Raw genomic sequence first — 15,881 nt, 5'->3', positions numbered from 1 at the left:
TGGAAGGAAAAGCCTCTCACGGAAATGTCCGGAGAGGCTTTTTCAAGGATGGCGAAGAGTTAAGACGTGGGGCGAACCACGTCACTTCCGTTTGAATTCTCTTGAAATTTTCCGAAAATGTGGCAATCGTGTCCGGTCGCGTAACGAACGCGCCGCATGCATACCAAGCGGCGGCCAACCATGGCCCTCGTAGCCCTAACCAACGTCCTAACCACGGAGGAAATCATGCGCAGAATCGTCGTCCTGGCCGCCCTCATGCTGACCCTGCTCGCCCAGTCTGCCTGGGCCAAGACCATCATTTTCGCTTCCGACGCCACCTGGCCCCCCATGGAATTCGTCGGCCCCGACAAGGAAATGACCGGCTTCGCCATCGATTACATGAAGGCAGCCGGCAAGGAAGCCGGATTCACCCCCGAATTCAAGGCCGTGGCCTGGGACGGCATCTTCGCCGGTCTGGCCGCCAACAAGTACGACGCCATCTGCTCCTCCGTGTCCATCACTGACGAGCGCAAGAACGCCATGGACTTCTCCGTGCCCTACTTCAAGGTCCGCCAGGCCCTGGTGGTCCCCGCCGACTCCAAGGCCAAGACCCTGGCCGACATGAAGGGCAAGACCCTGGGCGCCCAGATCTCCACCACCGGCCACTTCGCCGTGAAGAAGGCTGACGGAGTCAAGGACAAGTCCTACGACGAAGTGGGCCTGGCCATCGAAGACCTGTTCAACGGCCGCATCGACGGCGTTGTCTGCGACGACCCCGTCGCCGCCCAGTACGCCCTGCAGAACGACAAGTACAAGGGCAAGCTGAAGATCGCCGCCGTGCTCGAGACCGGCGAGGACGAGTTCTACGGCATCGCCCTCAAGAAGGGCGACAAGGCCAACCTGGAGCTCATCAACAAGGGCATCGAGGCCGTCAAGGCCAAGGGCATCGACAAAGAGCTCATGAAGAAGTGGATCGGCCAGTAGACCTGTAACTTCCGAGGGGAAGGGCGCAATCGTCCTTCCCCTCATTTTTTCATCCCATGCAAACCAAACCACCCGTTCAGATCATCGAACAGCACGACGGCCCTGCCATCCCGAGAAAGTCCGACAAGGGGCTCGTCTCGGCGTGGTGGCTGTCGCTCATCGCCGCAGTGGGCACGCTCCTCTACCTGATCCTTGTGGAACAGGGGGCGTACCTCCGGCTGATCAAGTTCGTCCCAGACGGCATCGTCATCACCTTCCAGGTGACCATTTTTTCTATCATTTCCGCTCTGTTCCTGGGCCTTCTCACCGGCCTGGGGCGTGTGTCGCGCAACCGCTGGATCAACCTGATCGCCTCCACCTACGTGGAGATCGTGCGCGGCATCCCGCTTTTGGTGCAGTTGTTCTACATCTACTACGCGCTGGGCCGTTTCGTGCGCGTGCCGGACATGGTGGCCGCCGTGGTGGCCATGGCCGTGTGCTACGGCGCGTACCTGGGCGAAATCTTCCGCGCGGGCATCCTGGCCATCGACAAGGGCCAGACCGAGGCCGCGCGCTCCCTTGGCTTCAGCCGCGCCCAGACCATGCGCTACGTCATCCTGCCCCAGGCCATGCGCATCATCCTGCCGCCCGTGGGCAACGAATTCATCATGCTCCTGAAGGACACCTCGCTGGTGTCCATCCTGGCCGTGGCCGACCTTTTGCGCCGGGGCCGTGAATTCGCTTCAGAGACCTTCCTGTATTTCGAGACGTACACCGTTGTGGCGCTCATCTACCTGATCATCACCCTGATCCTGTCCAAGATGGTGTCCAGGCTCGAAGAGAGGCTTTCGTTCTATGTCCGCAAATAACGCAATCGAACCCATCATCTCCATCGAGCGCGTGGGCAAGTTCTTCGGCAAGCTCCGCGCCCTGAATGATGTGTCCATGACCGTGCGCCCCGGCGAAAAGGTGGTCATCATCGGGCCTTCCGGCTCCGGCAAGTCCACCCTGCTGCGCACCATCAACCGCCTGGAGACCATCGACGCCGGACGCATCGTGGTGGACGGCATGAACATCTCCGACCCCGCAGTGGACATAAACCAGGTGCGCATGGAAGTGGGCATGGTGTTCCAGTCCTTCAATCTGTTCCCGCACTACACGGTGCTGGACAACGTGACGCTCGCCCCCATGAAGCTGCGCGGCGAGCCCCGCGCCCAGGCCGAGGAAAAAGCCATGGCGCTCCTGAACAAGGTGGGCATCCAGGAGAAGGCCGGCGTGTTCCCGGCCATGCTCTCCGGCGGGCAGCAACAGCGCGTGGCCATCGCCCGCGCCCTGGCCATGAACCCCAAGATCATGCTCTTCGACGAACCCACCTCGGCGCTTGACCCCGAGATGATCGGCGAGGTCCTGGCCGTCATGCTGGATCTGGCCCGCGAGGGCATGACCATGGTGGTGGTGACCCACGAGATGGGCTTCGCCCGTCAAGCCGCCGACCGCATCGTGTTCATGGACCAGGGGCAGATCATCGACGAAGGCGCGCCTGCGGAGTTCTTCGAGAGCGCCGTGCATCCGCGCGCCCAGAAGTTCCTGGAGCAGATTCTGTAGCTTTTTTGGATGATCGGGCGCATATAAGCGGAGGCTTAAGAGAATATGCCTCCGGCGGCCAAAGGAACTTCGTTCCTTTGGAATCCTCTATAGCTTCGCGTCGTTCACTGGCTGCCGTTCAGAGAGCGGTCCATTAAACGGACACCGCTCTTTCTGGTCCGCACGGGCACGTTCCGTACGCCACTGAAGCCATGGCGCGTGAAGCATCCGAACCGGGAAGATCATGGAACTATTCACCGTTGCCAATGCCATCGCCTTTCTGACGCTCTCCGCCCTGGAAATCGTCCTCGGCATCGACAACATCGTCTTCATCGCCATCCTCTCCAACCGCCTGCCTCCGGAGCAGCAGAGCCGCGCCCGCCGCGTGGGCCTGATACTGGCCATGGGCACCCGCATCCTGCTGCTTTTGTCCATCTCCTGGGTGATGCGCCTGACCACGCCGCTCTTTAGCGTGTTAGGGACCGACTTCTCCGGACGCGACCTCATCCTGCTGGGCGGCGGCCTGTTCCTCATCGCCAAGTCCACCTTCGAGATCCACGAAAAGACCGAGGGCGGCGGCCACGGGCCGGACTCGCCGGGCCAGAAGGTCCTGACCTACGGTTCCGCCGTGGCCCAGATCGCCGTTCTGGACATCATCTTCTCGCTGGATTCGGTCATCACCGCCGTGGGCATGGTGCAATCCGTGACCATCATGATCGCTGCCGTGGTGGCGGCGGTCATCGTCATGATGATCTTCGCGGACCGCATCAGCGTCTTCGTGAAGAACCACCCCACCATCCAGATGCTGGCCTTGTCGTTCCTCATCCTTATCGGCGTGTTCCTGGTGGCCGAGGCCCTGGGCAAGCACATCGACCGGGGCTACATCTACTTCGCCATGGCCTTCTCCCTGGGCGTTGAGCTCCTGAACATGAAGGCCAGGAAGGCCTCCACGCGGAACTCAAGCGGCCACTAGGACCCATTACCAAGCAAATCAAAGGCCGCCGGAGCGCTCCGGCGGCCTTTTTTGCGTTCAGTGGGTGTGTTCGAGCTTAGTCGAAATCCGGGCAGGCTTTCAGCGACTCCTTGATGTCCGCCTCGGAGTGCTCGAAGTCCACCAGACCGCCCTGCATGTAGGCATCGTAGGAGGCCAGGTCCAGAAGTCCGTGCCCGGAGAACAGGAACACCACCACCTGGCCCGGCTCCGCCTGCCTGGCCACGTCGATGGCCGCCTTGATGGCGTGGGATGTTTCGGGCGCGGGCAGAAACCCTTCCGTGGCCTGGAAGAGACGCGCGGCCTCGAAGCAGTCGTTCTGGAAGTAGGCGCGCGCGTCGACCAACCCTTCGGCGGCCAGGTTGCACACGATGGGGGCATCCCCGTGGTAGCGCAACCCGCCCGCGTGGATGGGCGCAGGCATGTAGGCGTGCCCGAGGGTGTGCATCTTGAGGAGCGGCGTGAGCCGGGCCACGTCGCCGTAATCGTAGCGGAACTGTCCCCTGGTTAACGTGGGGCAGGCCTTTGGCTCCGCCGCCACAAAGGTGATCTTCTCGCCGGAGAGCTTGCGCGGCAGGAACGGGAGCACCAGTCCGCCGAAGTTGCTGCCGCCGCCCACGCATCCCACCAGATAGTCGGGCTTCTCACCCGCCATGGCCAGTTGCTTCTCCACCTCCTGCCCCACGATGGTCTGGTGCAGCACCACGTGGTTCAGCACGCTGCCCAGCGCGTACTTGGTGTCGTCGTGAGTGGCTGCGTCCTCCACGGCCTCGGAAATGGCCAGCCCCAGGCTGCCCTGGCAGTCCGGGTCGTTTTTCAGCACCTCGCGCCCCACCTGGGTCCTGTCGGACGGCGAAGGGAACACCTCCGCCCCGTAAGAGTGGATGAGGATGCGCCGGTAAGGCTTCTGGTTGTAGCTGACCTTCACCATGTACACGGTGCAGTCCAGCCCGAACATCTTGCAGGCGAAGGACAGGGCCGTGCCCCACTGGCCCGCGCCGGTCTCCGTGGCCAGACGCTTCACCCCTTCCAGCTTGTTGTAATACGCTTGGGGAACCGCGGTGTTCGGTTTGTGCGACCCGGCCGGAGAGCGGGATTCGTCCTTGTAGTAGATGCGGCATTTGACGCCCAGCGCCTTCTCCAGTCGAGCCGCGCGCACCAGCGGGGTCGGGCGGAAGAGGCGGTACACGTCCAGCACGGGTTCAGGGATGTCGATGAAGCGCTGCGAGCTCATCTCCTGCTCGATGATCCCCATGGGAAAGATGGGGGCCAGCATATCGGCGGTAACGGGCTGCCCGGTCGCGGGATCGAGCGGAGGGGCCAGGGGCGTGGGCAGGTCTGGCAGGGCGTTGTACCACTGGCGGGGCATGTCTCGTTCCGGCAGGATGATCTTGGACTCCATCGAGCTTCCTTCCTTGTGCTTGCGGTTGCGGCTGGATGCTTTGGAACGCTTGGTATCAGGGGTGGCTACCTGGGGCCACGCGAGATTGTCAAGAAAGGCCAACCCGCACTTCACGGCAAATAACCGTCGTCATCCGCGCCAACCCCTGGTATGCGTTCATCAAATCAAACAGGAGACGCGCATGCCCCGCTCCCCGATCGTCCTCTCCTGGCTCGTGTTCGTGGCCTCCTCGTTTCTGCGAAATCGCGGACTCCTGCTGGCGGCGTCGCTGTCCTACACCACGGTGTTGTCGCTGGTGCCATTTCTGGCCGTGGCCTTTTCCGTGGCCAAAGGATTTGGCATCTACGAGACCCCCCTGCTGCGCGACGTGCTCCTGCGGCTCATGGCCGAAAAGGCCGACGTGGTGGACGCAATCCTCGGCTACATCCAGAATACCAACGTCAAGGCCCTGGGCTTCATCGGCGTGGCCACCCTGTTCGTCACCTCCGTAAGCCTCATGACCACCATGGAGGAGGCCTTCAACATCATCTGGCAAGCCAAGACCCAGCGCGGACTGTGGAACCGCTTTTCCAACTACATCACCGTGATCCTGGTGTGCCCCATATTCATCCTGGCGGCCTTCAGCGTCACGGCCACGTTGCAGAACGCGAGCGTGATCCAATGGATGCGCGAGATTGAACTTTTGAACCGCGCCCTGACCTTCGGCCTGAAGGCCGTGCCCATGGTGATGGTGTCCATCTCGCTGTTCATCGTCTACAAGTTCCTGCCCAATGTACGCGTCACCGCCTTCGCAGCCATGGTCGGGGCAGGGTCAGCCGGGCTGGCCTGGCAGAGCACCCAGACGCTCTACATCAAATATCAGATCGGCGTTACCGGCTACAACGCCATTTACGGCAGCTTCGCCCAGATCCCGCTGCTGCTGATCTGGCTGTACATCAGCTGGCTGATCGTGCTGGCTGGGGCGGAAATAGCCAACGCCAGCCAGAACTTCAGCCGCATACGCCTGGAAGACTCGGCAAAGAGCTACTCCTTCGCCGATCGCCGCGATCTGGCGCTGATCCTGGCGCTCATGCTCACCGAGCGCGCCGAGAACAGGCAACCGCCACTCCAGGCCATGGAGGCCGCCCTGGCCGTGGGCATGCCCGTCATGCTGGTGGAGGAGGAGCTGCGCAGGCTGGCGCGGCTGGGAGTGGCTGTTCGGACCGAAGAGGGACAAGAAGAAGACGTGCCGGACACCGGCGGGGAGAGCTACGTGCTGGCCGCCGCGCCGGACAAGATCACCGTGGGGGAACTGGTGGTGGGCTGGGAAGGTCTGCGCGGCGAGGAAGGCGAGGGCGATCTGGCCCAGCGTTACCCGGCCCTGTCCGCCATCAAGGAGAGGTTGCACACGTCCTGCCTGGAGGGTTCCAGGCAGACGCTCCGGGACGTGTGGCTCGGCATGCCCGAGGATGGCCGGAGCGAAACGGCCTGAACACTACCCGCAGGCGCGGCCCTTCAGGCCGAACAGGGCCTTCAGTATCTTGGGTGCCATGCCGTCGAAAATCTTCGGGGCCAGGTACTCCCCAACCACCCGTTTGTTGATCTCGGCCAGCGTCGGATAGGGATGCACCGCCTGGGCCATGGCCGAGAGCTTCACGCCGCCGCCCAGGGCAGTCACCCATTCGCCCAGCAGGTCGCCCGCGCGCGAGCCCAGGATCTGAACCCCCACCACCTTCTCACGGCTGTCCGCCAGCATCTTGATGAATCCGCGCGGCGTTCCGTCAGCCAGGGCGCGGTCGTTGTCCGAGAACTGCTGTGTGTGCACGGTCACGGCCACGCCGGCCTTGGCGGCTGCGGTCTCGTTCAGTCCCACGCTGGCTAGCTCCGGGTCGCAGAAGGTGGCCCTGGGCATGAGGGTGTAATCGGCCTTGCGCGGCAGGTGCGCCACAGCGTTGGTCAGGGCCACGCCGCCCTCGTAGCCCGCCGCGTGGGTGAACTGCCACTTGCCCAGCACGTCGCCCGCCGCGAACACGTTAGGCCCGGTGGTGCGAAGCCGCGCGTCCGTGGGGACGCCCTTCTCCGTATAGGCCACCCCGGCGTTTTCCAGCTTCAGCCCCGCCACGTTGGGCTTGCGGCCCATGGCCACCAGCAAGGCCTTGCCGGACACCTGGCTCTCCTGCCCGGAGGCGTCGCGCAGGCCGATGTGCCGCAGGCCGTAGGACACGCTGGCGTAGCGGGCCTGCACGCCGGTGAGAACGGTCACGCCTTCGGTCTCCAGGCGCTCGCGCACCAGGGCGGCCATGTCCGGGTCTTCGCTTGAGAGCAGCTGGGCCGACCGCTGGATGATGGTCACCTCGCTGCCCAGGCGGGCAAAGGCCTGGGCCATCTCGACGGCGATGGCCCCGCCCCCCAGCACGATCAGCGAGGACGGCAGCTCCTCCAGCGTGAAGAGGTCCAGGTTGGTCAGATGCGGGGTCTGGCGCAGGCCAAGAATGTCCGGGATGGCCGGGGAGGAACCCGTGGCCACGATCCAGCGGTTGGCCGAGACGGTCTGGCCGTTCACGCATACGCAGTGCTCGTCCGTGAACTCCGGAGTGCCGAACTCGACCTTGACCCCAAGCGAGCAGAAGCGCTCAGGCGAGTCGTGAAGCTGGATGCGCTCGATGACTGAGGCGATGCGCGCGGCGATCTGGCGGAAATCCACGGGGGGCATCTCGCAGGCGGGCAGGCCCCAGTCTGTTGCGCGGGCCATCTGGTGGCGCAGCTTCGCCGAGGCGATGAGGGTCTTGGAGGGCACGCAGCCGTGATGCAGACAGTCGCCGCCGAGATGCGGCGACCGTTCGATCAGAAGTACCTTGGCACCCAGACGCGCCCCGCCCGCCGCCGCAGTGAGACCCGCCGCACCGCCGCCTATAACGCCCAAATCGTAGTCGAACGACGCCATGTGAACTCCCCCAAGCCGCTGAATTGCGTTTCAATACACACGATTGGGCAGGCGTGTCCATCGGAGGAGGCGCTGGCTGAGCATTGCGCGCCCAAGGTCAGGCGCGCTTATTTCCCCGCGCCATCCAGCAAAATGAACACATCCATGCGCATCCCCACAGGGATGGACGTTCCCGGCTCGAATTCGATGAGCGTCTCCAGCACCTTGGTATCCAGGCGTTCTGCCGGGTCGTCGGTGCGGATGTTCTTGCGCCCGAGCATCCTGGCGATGCGGATCACCTTGCCATTGAAGCGCTTGTCGCCGTAGGCGTCGGCCATGGCGTAGGCGCGCTGCCCCACTTCAATGCGGGCCACGTCCTTCTCGTCCACGTCGGCGCGCACCCGCAGGGTGGACACGTCGCCCACGGTGACCACGGGCGTGTCGAAGTTGGTGGATACCATCTCGCCAGCCCGGCGGTGCTTGCGCAGCAGCACGCCGTCGATGGGCGAGCGCACCAGCGCCTTGTCGGCGTAGGCCTGGGCCTCGGCCACCTGGGCCTGGGCCTGGGCGTACTGTGCCTGGGCGTTGCGGATGTCCTCCTCGCGGGCGGGGTCGTCCACCAGATGGAAGCGCTCGCGCAGCTGATTGGTGCGTTGCAGCGCAACCAGATACTCGCGCTCGGCTCGGTCGGCCTCCTCGCGGGAGATGACGCCGCTGGCCACCAGCTTGACGCGCCGCTCGTTCTCGCGCCGAGCGTTGCTGAGCACGGATTCGGCCTCGCGCAGGGCGGCTGCGGCCTCGGTGCGCTCCATGGGGCGCGCTCCGGCCAGCACCTTGTCCAGGGTAGCCTTGAAGGCCGCCTCGTTGGCCTTGGCCTGGGCCAGCCGGGCCTTTATGTCGTCGTCCACCAGCCGGGCCATGGGCTGGCCCTTCTTCACCAGGTCGCCCTCCTCCACGTAGACCTCGAGGATCTTGCCGGGGATGTCGAACCCCAGGCGCATCTCCTCGCTCACGGGTTCCACGCGCCCGGCGGCGGCCACCCAGGAGCCCTCCTGGGGGATTCGGCTTATGATGCTCTCGCCGTTCCAGGCGGCAACCGGGCCGATGAGGGTTCCCGCCACGCAGGCCAGTATCGCAAGCAGCCGGGTCATGATTGCCCCTCCGCAGTATGTATTCGCCCATCCTCGATGCTCACGATGCGGTCCGCGAACTCGAAGATGCGGTTGTCGTGGGTGACCACCACCACGCAACGTCCGTGGGTGAGGGCCAGGTCGCGCAACAGCCCGATGACCAGGCGACCGTTGACCGAATCGAGAGCCGCCGTGGGCTCGTCGGCCAGGATGATGCCAGGATCGGAGACCAGGGCGCGCGCGAAGGCCAGCCGCTGCTTCTGGCCGCCGGAGAGGTCGCCGGGGAGGCTGTCCAGCTTGCTGCCCAGGCCCACGGATTCCATGACCTCGGCGGCGCGGTTGCGGGCCTTGGCCCCCCGGACGCCCTTGAGGTCCAGGGCCACCATGACGTTCTCCACGGCGCGAAGCGTGGGAAACAGGTTGTAGTTCTGGAAGATGAACCCGATGTGCTCCAGGCGCACCTGGCAGAGCTCGCGGTCCGAAAGCCCGGCCACGTCCTGCCCGTGGATCACCAGCCTGCCCGCGTCGGGCCGAAGGATGCAGCCCATGATGGACAGGAGCGTGGTCTTTCCGCTGCCGGACGGCCCCATGAGCAGCACCAGCTCGCCAGGGTGCACGTCCAGGGACACGTCCTCCAGCGCGGTGGTGCGGGCCGAGCCCGTGCCGAAGGACTTGCTCAAGCCGCTGACCGATATGGCCGACGAGATGAAGTCGTCCATCTCAGCGCCCCTTGAAGACCATCACCGGGTCCAGCGTGGTGACCTTGTTGATGGAGATGAGGGCCGCGCCAACGCACATGCACACAGTAACCACGAACAGCCCCGCCGCCAGCCACGGCGGCAGCAGGATGGACGCCCCGCCCTTCTCGGAGAACTGCACGATGACGTAGGCGACGGATATTCCCAGGGTGTAGCCCGCCACTGCGCTGGCCAGGGCCTGGATGACGATGATGCGGTAAATGTAGGAGTTGGGCGCGCCCATGGCCCGCAGGGTGCCGAACTCGGCCAGGTGGTCCATGGTGGTTGCGTAGAGCGTCTGGGCAACCACCACCACGCCGACAACCAGGCCCAGGGCGGCGGCGATCAGCAGGGCCAGCCCAGCGCCCGTGGTGAACATCCAGTATGTCTGGGTCTTCTTGGAAAATTCGCTGCTGGTGAACACGTCCACCCCGTCCACGCGCGCAAGCAGCGCGCGCCGGACCGACTCCAGCGAGCTGCCCGGCGAGAGCTTCACCAGGGCGTAGGTGAACTTGCCCTCGCGCAGTCCGTTTATGGTCTGGGCGATGGGCAAGGAGCAGAAAATGTAAGGGGAAGTCGTGAAGGAGCGGATGCCCCGGGTGAAGGCCACCACCCGGACGCGGTGCCCGTTGACCTCCACGGTGTCGCCGAGCTTTTCCACGCCAAGCTTGTGCTTGTATACTTCGTCGATGACCACGGTGTCGGTCATGTTCAGGGCGTCCAGCGTGCCTTCCACCACGTTCCAGGGCTTGCCCAGGCCGGCGTTCAGGTCGTAGCCGACCACCTCCACGCTCTCCGTGCCGCCGTCGGGCTTTTTCCAGTTGGCGAACTGGACCACCAGCCTGCGCACGTCCAGCACGCCCGGCGTGGAAAGCGCCTGGTAGTAGGATTTCTGGGGCAGCGGCGAGGTGACGTCGAAGTTGCGCATGCCGCGCGCAGTGATCCAGATGTCGGCCTCGGTATTATCGATGACCGTGGCGGTGGCGGTGGTGAAGCCCACGAACAACCCGGACTGCACGGCAATAAGCACCACCGCGAAGACCACGCCTGTGAGCGTGACCACCAGGCGGACCTTGTCGTGCATGAGGTTTCGCAGCGCGATAAGATACGTCATGAGGCTTTGCGTCCCGGCGCTGGGTGGGTTAGAGAGTGATCTACGTCCCCTCACCGCGAGCTAAGGAGTGGAATCATGGCCAGACCGGAAGACATGTACCGTTGCCAGACCACCAACTGCGGCTACGTCTATGACCCGGACCGTGGCGACAGAAAGAGCAAAACTCCCCCCGGCACGGCCTTTGCGGACCTCCCCGAAGACTGGAAGTGTCCCGTCTGCGGGGCAACCAAACGGTGCTTCAGGCCTGTGGCCGGCCCCGGCTCCACAGCGGAAGTGGTCTGCGAGACGCCTCGATAACCTCAGGAGCGCGGCTGGGAGATGCCCCGTTCCGTCAGGCAAACCGCGTTCGGAGTCGCACCGCATGTCCACGCGGAAACGTCCGCGACATGCACAAACCGTTCCCCGCAGGCTCACGGCCTAGCCGTTTGAGGGAATCTTCTCGCAGTCCGGACGGAAACAACAGTCGGGCTGGCCGCACACGGAGTACAGGCCCCGTCCGAAACAGTCTTCAAAGCCCTCGGCCGTCTGGATGGCGCGGATCGCGGTGGTCTTGGTCCAGCCGACTGCGACCTTCACGCCTACTGTGCGGGCCTTGTCGCGAATATCCTTCATGTTCATGGCAGGCAGTCCCTCCTTGGAGTTCTTAGCCCACTCTGTAGACCATCTGCTGCCCAGGCGCAATGCGGGAGTGAAAAAAGACGTGTGATTGCAACGTGGGGCTGCATCACTCCACGGTGCCGGCCCGCTCCCGGCATATTGCGGCGTGCCACTCGAAGATGCGCGTGATGAGCTCCTCGGCAACGTTCTCCTGAACCGAGACCCACTCCATCTCCTCGTCCGTGGCGGGTTTTCGCCCCACATGCCGGAATTCGACCCCGATGTCCGTATCCCTGGTGACCGGGTCCTCGGAAACACGCACGGCTTTGCCGGTGAACCACAGCTCGCGCGGCTGATTGCGCATGTCCTGGGCGAAACGCAGGTACACGGTGAATTCGTCGTGCATGGATGGGCAGAACTGGGACTGGCGGCAGAACTCGCGCTCCAGATGCAGGCCCACGCCCCCCGCCGAAATGTTCTCCAGGCGGCACAGTTTGCCCTGGCGCAGCTCGTTCAGGCCGAGCAGGATGGCATCCTTTTCCGGATTCTGGAGTTTGGCCCCCCGCCAGAACATGAGCTCTTCGAACCAGCCCAGGTCCGGGCGCACGCGCATGCTGCGCCGCCGTTGGGATCTGTCCACTCCGCTCGGCAGGGACACGACAAACACTATGCCGCCGTTCTTGGCCTGACGCACTTCGAGCACTTTCGCCCGGAAGGAATGGAATGCGAATCCAGTCTTGCCCTCGCGGATGCGGAAATAACAGCTGAAGTACCTGCCTGAGAAGTTGCCGGGTTTGGTCAGCCCGTACACATCCAGAGCCATGGACTGCTGACCGATGGTGTTCACCGCGCAGCTGAGCCCCGTGATGGAGGTTACGGACTCCTCAAAGACCAGATCCATCTTGGAGCGCTGCAACTGGGCCTGCTCCAGGACCTCCCGGTGAGCGGGATCGAGTGGGGATTTTTTTTTCTTGAAGAGATCAAGTATCATGATTGCACGGCGTAAAGTGTTGACGGTTCGCTACACGACGCCGGGCCGGTCGGTCAACACATCAGTCCTTCAGCATCTGGACGACATACTGCAAGAACGTCGCCAGCAAAGAGAGCTCCTTTTCCTGCTCCTTGACGAAAGTCACCCGGCATTTGACCTTCTTGCCTTCGCTGTCCACCTCCACCAGCATGCCCCTGAGTGCGATCGGCACGTCCTCCTCCATGCTCATGGAGAACTCCACCACCACCTCGCCTCCCGCCGCCAGGGCCAGGGAGGATTCCGAGCGGGGCAGCTTGACCTTGCACCCCCCGCAGCTCACGTCGGTCATCACCCCCTCCAGGCGCGTCCCTCCTGCCGAGAGCACCGCCCGCTCCAGGAGGGCGAGGCGTTCGCAGGCCCGCACCGTCACCTGATGGACGCGATGGGGATACGTGACGAACAGGAGCGGAAAGGGCTTTCTGATGGCGGCCACGAAGTGGCACTCGAAACCGTAGGCTTGGCCCTCGTGGACGAAGCGGATCACGATGGAATACGCCTCGGCCAGGAGCTGGGTGACGCCGGGGTTCATGGGCAGCGCCATGATGACCGCGTCGCCCGGCGCGGTGCCCACGTAGCTTGTCTTGTAGCTGGATTTCTGGCCGGGGAATTGGAACAGGATGGGCAGCCCAGGGGGCAAGGTCTTGAAGATGTCCCGACCGTCGGAAAAAGCCTGCCTGGTGTCCATTGGTCAGTCCTGGTCAGTGGATTTGAGCGGCCAGTAAAACCGCGAACAACACGTGGAAATCATGTGTTGTTCAATTGAAAAACACGTTCATGTCCTGCAGGGGCGCGACACTAGCGGCACCTCGCGCCCTTCACGGGAAGCCTCACCGTGAAGCGCGCTCCCTTGCCCGGCTCTGAGTCCACGTCGATCTCGCCGCCGTGGTTCTCGCGCACGATGAAGTAGGACACCGACATGCCAAGCCCCGTGCCCAGGCCCGGCTCCTTGGTGGTGAAGAAAGGCTCGAACACCTTGCGCTTAGTGGCTTCGTCCATGCCCGGCCCGTTGTCCGACACCTGGATGAACACGCACTCGTCGCTTTTGCCGGTGCGCACGGTGATGGACGGTTCGGAGGTTCCCGCCTCGGCCATGGCCTGGGCGGCGTTTCGCAGGATGTTGAACACCACCTGCTGAATCTGCTGCGCGGAGCAGGGGACGCTCGGGTTGGCCGCGTCGAACTCCCTGTGGATGACGATCCTCTTGAAGTCGTACTTCTCCGAGAGGTTGTAGTCCTGATGGCAGAGATCCAGGGCCTTCTCCACCAGCGCGTTGACCTCCACCGGCAGCCACGCGGACGAACTGCGCCTGCTGAACTCCAGCATGTTGGCCACGATGTCCGCCGCCCGCTTGGCGCACTCGCGCAGGTTTCCCAAAAGCTCCGGGATGTCGCGCGCGTCCAGGTAGGCCCGGATGGTCTCCATGGGGCAGTTGAGCTTCTCGGCCTCGCGGCGGTTGGCCGCCAGATCGACCCGCATGCGGTTCATCACCACCTGGGCGCTCTGCATGATTCCGCCCAGGGGGTTGTTGATCTCATGGGCCATGCCCGCAGCCAGGCCGCCCACGGACATCATCTTCTCCGACTGCACCAGCATCTGCTGCATGCGGTGGCGTTCCGTGACGTCGTCAATGCACACGACCGCCTCGCGCAGGCCGATGGCGTAGAGCGGATAGATCACCACGTCCTCGGCGTGAGGCGCGCCGTCCACTTCCGTCACCTGTCTGGGCAGCGCGTGCAATTCTCCGGTGGCGATGGAGTCGCGCACCGAATCCATCAGGAACCCCATGCGGTCCAGCGCTTCCTGCAGGCGGGTGAGGGGGCGCCCTGCGCACAGTTCGCGCGCCTTGAGGTTGGTGTGGGTGATGACGCCCTCCTCGTCCACGCAGAAGATCGCCAGGGGGGAGGAGTCCAGGATGGCTTGCAGGTAGCTGCCGGTCTTCTGCACCTCGCGCTCGGCGCGGCGCAGATCGGTCACGTCCACGAATACGCCCACCAGCCCGACTGACTTGCCTGCGGCGTTGCGGTACACGGCCTTCTGGATCATCACCTGGCGAACTCCGTTGGGGCTCGCCTTGTCGAATTCGTAGCGCTGGGGAGCCTGCGCGGCCATCAGTTCGTCGTCCTTGCGCTTGAACACCGCCGCCTCCTCGGGCGGATAGATGTCGAAGACGCTTTTGCCGATGAGATCCTTGCGGGGGGTCTGGAAAAACTCTTCAAAGGCCCGGTTGCACCCCTGGTAAAGCCCGTTGGCGTCCTTGTAGAACACCGGCGTGGGCATGGCCTCCATCAGCGACTGGGTAAAGTTCGCCTGGGCCGCCAGGAGGTCCTGGGCTCTTCGCCGCTGCGCCACATACAGCGCGAGCGCCGCAGAGATCACGAACAGCAGGGCCGTCACCAACCCCCAGACCCAGACCAGATGGCGGTTGGTCTCGTAGAAGGACACGGGCTTGTTCAGCACCAGCGCGTCCGGAGGCAGTTGTGATTCGCGCAAGCCGAAGCGCTCCATGACGGTGTGGTCGAAAACATACCTGCCCGCCTGCTCCACCCTGGGCGGGAGCTGATCGGCGGACCTTCCCCGCAGTATTTCAGCAATAAGCTCGGCAGCCGCCTCGCCCTGATCCTCAGGCACGATGATCTTGCCCCCCACGGGGCCGTGCCCCATCCAGGAGCGCCACATCACGAACACGGGAACGCGGCTGGCCTTGGAGATCCGCGCGGCGGCGTCAGTCTGGTACATCACCTTGCCGTTCTGCTCGGGGCGGCCCACGGTAAGCACCAGCCAGCCGGGCTCCAACTGGCTGAGCCTGCGCTCTATGGCCTCGATGTCCCTGTCGGGCAGGTATTCCACCTGAAGCTCGGACTTGAACGCATCCACATCGGCGTGCAACAGCTTCCTGTTCGCTTCGAACATGAGCCCCGGCTCGCCGACCACCAGCAGCCTGTCGGCCTTGGGAAACAGCCGCCTCGCCTCGCGGATGGTATCGCCGAAACCGGGCCGCTCCACCACGCCGGTCACCCGCTTCAGGGCCAGAATCTCCGTCGGGATGGAGTCCCCCACCCCGCAGTAGACAACGGGGATGTCCGGACCCAGCCCGGCGCTGTTCTCCGCCCAGAAGTTCATGGCCACGAGGTCGGTCAGAAGCACCGCGTCCACGGGGCCAGCATCCAGCAAGGCCTTGACCGAGGCCCGCTTGCCTTCAAGAAAGGCGGAAAACTGCGGCGTGTTTCCGAGAATAGGGAGGTCAAGGTATTCAGTGGCGGTCTGGATGCCCAGCCCGCTGGCCTGAAACGCGTCGGCTATGCCCCTGGCCAGGCCGTCGGTCCTGAAGTTGCCCTGGTTGAAGGAGTGCAGCACCAGCACGCGATGCGGCCTTTTCATGACGGCAGAGTCGGCGGTTTGTCCCGCCTGGGCCGGATATTGAACAAGAACGCCCGCCAGGAGCAGCAGCGTCA

General features: G+C 64.0%; 15 protein-coding genes. 6 read left to right on the top strand and 9 right to left on the bottom strand.

Going from position 1 to position 15,881, the window contains the following annotated elements; all coding sequences use genetic code 11:
* Positions 1 to 225: 225 nt before the first annotated feature.
* From G453_RS0102325 to G453_RS0102310, 4 genes are all read left to right on the top strand, one after another.
* Entirely contained in the window at positions 226 to 963 is a 738-nt protein-coding gene (locus tag G453_RS0102325; RefSeq protein ID WP_027189743.1) for a basic amino acid ABC transporter substrate-binding protein, read from the top strand.
* 56 nt (positions 964 to 1,019) lie between these two features.
* Positions 1,020 to 1,811, top strand: coding sequence for an amino acid ABC transporter permease (locus G453_RS0102320; RefSeq protein WP_027189742.1), 792 nt, complete (start codon positions 1,020 to 1,022; stop codon positions 1,809 to 1,811).
* On the top strand, positions 1,798 to 2,547 hold the full coding sequence (locus tag G453_RS0102315; protein WP_027189741.1) for an amino acid ABC transporter ATP-binding protein: 750 nt from the start codon (positions 1,798 to 1,800) through the stop codon (positions 2,545 to 2,547). The genes G453_RS0102320 and G453_RS0102315 overlap by 14 nt, the downstream gene beginning before the upstream one ends.
* Before the next feature lie 223 nt (positions 2,548 to 2,770).
* Positions 2,771 to 3,499 carry a TerC family protein gene (locus G453_RS0102310; protein WP_027189740.1) on the top strand — a complete coding sequence of 243 codons (729 nt, stop codon included), beginning with the start codon at positions 2,771 to 2,773 and terminating at the stop codon, positions 3,497 to 3,499.
* A 76-nt stretch (positions 3,500 to 3,575) separates the two neighbouring features.
* On the opposite strand, the gene G453_RS0102305 is transcribed toward G453_RS0102310, so the two are convergent.
* Entirely contained in the window at positions 3,576 to 4,919 is a 1,344-nt protein-coding gene (locus tag G453_RS0102305) for a TrpB-like pyridoxal phosphate-dependent enzyme (RefSeq protein ID WP_027189739.1), read from the bottom strand.
* Positions 4,920 to 5,100: 181 nt separating this feature from the next.
* Between G453_RS0102305 and G453_RS21910 the strand changes: the two genes are divergently transcribed.
* On the top strand, positions 5,101 to 6,390 hold the full coding sequence (locus G453_RS21910) for a YihY/virulence factor BrkB family protein (protein WP_051271466.1): 1,290 nt from the start codon (positions 5,101 to 5,103) through the stop codon (positions 6,388 to 6,390).
* Positions 6,391 to 6,393: 3 nt separating this feature from the next.
* Here the strand turns inward: G453_RS21910 and G453_RS0102295 are convergent, their stop codons facing one another.
* From G453_RS0102295 to G453_RS0102280, 4 genes are all read right to left on the bottom strand, one after another.
* Positions 6,394 to 7,842: a dihydrolipoyl dehydrogenase family protein gene (locus tag G453_RS0102295; RefSeq protein WP_027189738.1), complete on the bottom strand. Its 1,449-nt coding sequence runs from the start codon at positions 7,840 to 7,842 to the stop codon at positions 6,394 to 6,396.
* Positions 7,843 to 7,949: 107 nt separating this feature from the next.
* Positions 7,950 to 8,972 (bottom strand): HlyD family secretion protein, encoded by a 1,023-nt coding sequence (locus G453_RS21905; protein WP_051271464.1) that lies wholly within the window; start codon positions 8,970 to 8,972, stop codon positions 7,950 to 7,952.
* Entirely contained in the window at positions 8,969 to 9,670 is a 702-nt protein-coding gene (locus G453_RS0102285) for an ABC transporter ATP-binding protein (RefSeq protein ID WP_156920763.1), read from the bottom strand. Before G453_RS0102285 ends, G453_RS21905 begins: the two co-directional genes overlap by 4 nt.
* A 1-nt stretch (position 9,671) precedes the next feature.
* Complete coding sequence (locus G453_RS0102280) at positions 9,672 to 10,802, bottom strand: FtsX-like permease family protein (protein WP_027189736.1); 1,131 nt, start codon at positions 10,800 to 10,802, stop codon at positions 9,672 to 9,674.
* Between the two features lie 75 nt (positions 10,803 to 10,877).
* Here G453_RS0102280 and G453_RS0102275 point away from each other — a divergent pair, with 75 nt between their 5' ends.
* The gene (locus tag G453_RS0102275; RefSeq protein WP_027189735.1) at positions 10,878 to 11,099 is read left to right on the top strand and encodes a rubredoxin; all 222 of its coding nucleotides are present in this window, start codon (positions 10,878 to 10,880) and stop codon (positions 11,097 to 11,099) included.
* Positions 11,100 to 11,219: 120 nt separating this feature from the next.
* Here the strand turns inward: G453_RS0102275 and G453_RS0102270 are convergent, their stop codons facing one another.
* From G453_RS0102270 to G453_RS25910, 4 genes are all read right to left on the bottom strand, one after another.
* Positions 11,220 to 11,420 carry a hypothetical protein gene (locus G453_RS0102270; protein WP_027189734.1) on the bottom strand — a complete coding sequence of 67 codons (201 nt, stop codon included), beginning with the start codon at positions 11,418 to 11,420 and terminating at the stop codon, positions 11,220 to 11,222.
* 106 nt (positions 11,421 to 11,526) lie between these two features.
* Entirely contained in the window at positions 11,527 to 12,390 is an 864-nt protein-coding gene (locus G453_RS0102265) for a PilZ domain-containing protein (protein WP_043643956.1), read from the bottom strand.
* Positions 12,391 to 12,451: 61 nt separating this feature from the next.
* Entirely contained in the window at positions 12,452 to 13,114 is a 663-nt protein-coding gene (locus G453_RS0102260) for a flagellar brake domain-containing protein (RefSeq protein ID WP_027189732.1), read from the bottom strand.
* Positions 13,115 to 13,224: 110 nt separating this feature from the next.
* Entirely contained in the window at positions 13,225 to 15,807 is a 2,583-nt protein-coding gene (locus tag G453_RS25910) for an ATP-binding protein (protein WP_169725275.1), read from the bottom strand.
* Positions 15,808 to 15,881: the final 74 nt, after the last annotated feature.

The sequence above is a fragment of the Fundidesulfovibrio putealis DSM 16056 genome, assembly GCF_000429325.1.
Taxonomy (GTDB): Bacteria; Desulfobacterota; Desulfovibrionia; order Desulfovibrionales; family Desulfovibrionaceae; genus Fundidesulfovibrio; species Fundidesulfovibrio putealis.
Note: the sequence above shows the minus strand (reverse complement) of the source record. Positions and strands in the feature narration are given on the sequence as shown.